The organism is Rhodococcus sp. T2V (genome assembly GCF_029269925.1).
GTDB lineage: Bacteria > Actinomycetota > Actinomycetes > Mycobacteriales > Mycobacteriaceae > Rhodococcus_F > Rhodococcus_F koreensis.
Genome location: NZ_JARJBD010000290.1, coordinates 1 through 1,433, shown reverse-complemented (window position 1 = coordinate 1,433; position 1,433 = coordinate 1). Strand labels below are relative to the sequence as shown.

Below are 1,433 nucleotides of genomic sequence, written 5' to 3'. Positions count from 1 at the left end.
CGACACGCTGCGGTTGACCGAGGCGCAGTTGCTCGAGACGGTGCTGGCGGTGTCCGCGGAGATCACCCGCCTCGAGGCGATGCGGGTGAGGCTGATGGACGCGGTGGATTCGCGCTGCCGAGTCGACGTACTGGGCCATCCCCACGCGAAGGCGTGGCTGGCGGCGCACACGATGCTCGAACCGGGGGCGGCGGGTCGGATCGTGAACCTGGCACGGGGACTGCGGTCGCAGCCTGCGATCGCCGGAAAGTTTTACGGCTGCAAGATCTCCGCGGATCACGCGGGGCTGATTCTGCGGTTCTGCGAACGACCGCCGAAAGGAATGCCGCTGAGCGCGCTGGGTCCTGTGCTGGACGCGTTGCTGACCGCAGCGGACGGACCACAGGCCCGCACCGACCTGATCCGGGAAGGTATCGCGAAGGTGGAGCGAATCTTCGAAAGCGACGAGCACCCCGCGAGCGAAGACCTCGACCGCAACGAACTGCACGCATCGAAAACTTTGAACGGACGGGTGTCGGTCAAGGGCGATCTGGATGCGGTGACCGGCGAGATGCTGCTGACCGCGTTGTCGAAGCTGGCCGCGCCCCGGCCGGCCGCGGACGGGGCCAGAGACGAACGCACCCCGGGACGACGCCGTGCCGACGCGCTCACCGAACTGCTGCGCCGCTATCTCGCAGCGGGATTGAACGGCACCGAAGCCGGCGAACGCCCCCACATCAGCGTGCAGGTGCGGGCGCGAGACCTCGCCTACGCCCGCGGCACCGACCGCAGCGGCGCCAGCGGGATGGGCGGCGCCAGCGGGATGGGCGGCACCAGCGGGATGGGCGGCACGGACCGCTCCGGTGGCACCGACCGTGCGGGCGACGCGGCCGCGCACGCTTCCGGCACCGGCCCGGCCGGCCCAGCCGGTGGCGACCGGCCGACCTCGGCGGAGGGCTGGGCGGCGGTGCTGGCGGAAACGGGGGTGGCGTGGGCGGCGTGGATGGGACCGCTGACGATCACCGCCGCCCGGTACCTGTCGTGTGATGCGCAGGTGAGCACGGTGATTCTCGACGATCACGGCGCACCCCTGGACGTCGGGCTGACCAGCAGGACGGCCACCAGAAAGCAGCGTCGGGCGTTGGCGGTGCGCGACGGTGGGTGCGCATTCCCGGGGTGCGGAGCGCCGGCATCGTGGTGCGAGGCGCACCACGCGGTCCACTGGGTCAACGGTGGCCTCACCGACATGGACAACCTCGTCCTGCTCTGCGGTTTCCACCACCGGCTGATCCACCACGACGGGTGGGAGGTGCAGATCGGCGACGACCGGCACCCGTGGTTCATTCCACCACCCGGCGTCGACCCCTTCCGGGAACCACTGCCCTCGCACAACCGGCGGGCCGGCCCGGCCGCGGCCTGACCGGCCCAGCGCCGCAACACAACTCCATCCCACC

At 71.1% G+C, this 1,433-nt stretch carries 1 protein-coding gene; it reads left to right on the top strand.

Annotated features, from left to right (window positions below; genetic code table 11):
* Nucleotides 1-7 precede the first annotated feature (7 nt).
* A complete protein-coding gene (locus P3H15_RS53945) occupies nucleotides 8-1,399 on the top strand; it encodes an HNH endonuclease signature motif containing protein (RefSeq protein ID WP_276144814.1) in 1,392 nt (463 codons plus the stop codon).
* Nucleotides 1,400-1,433: the final 34 nt, after the last annotated feature.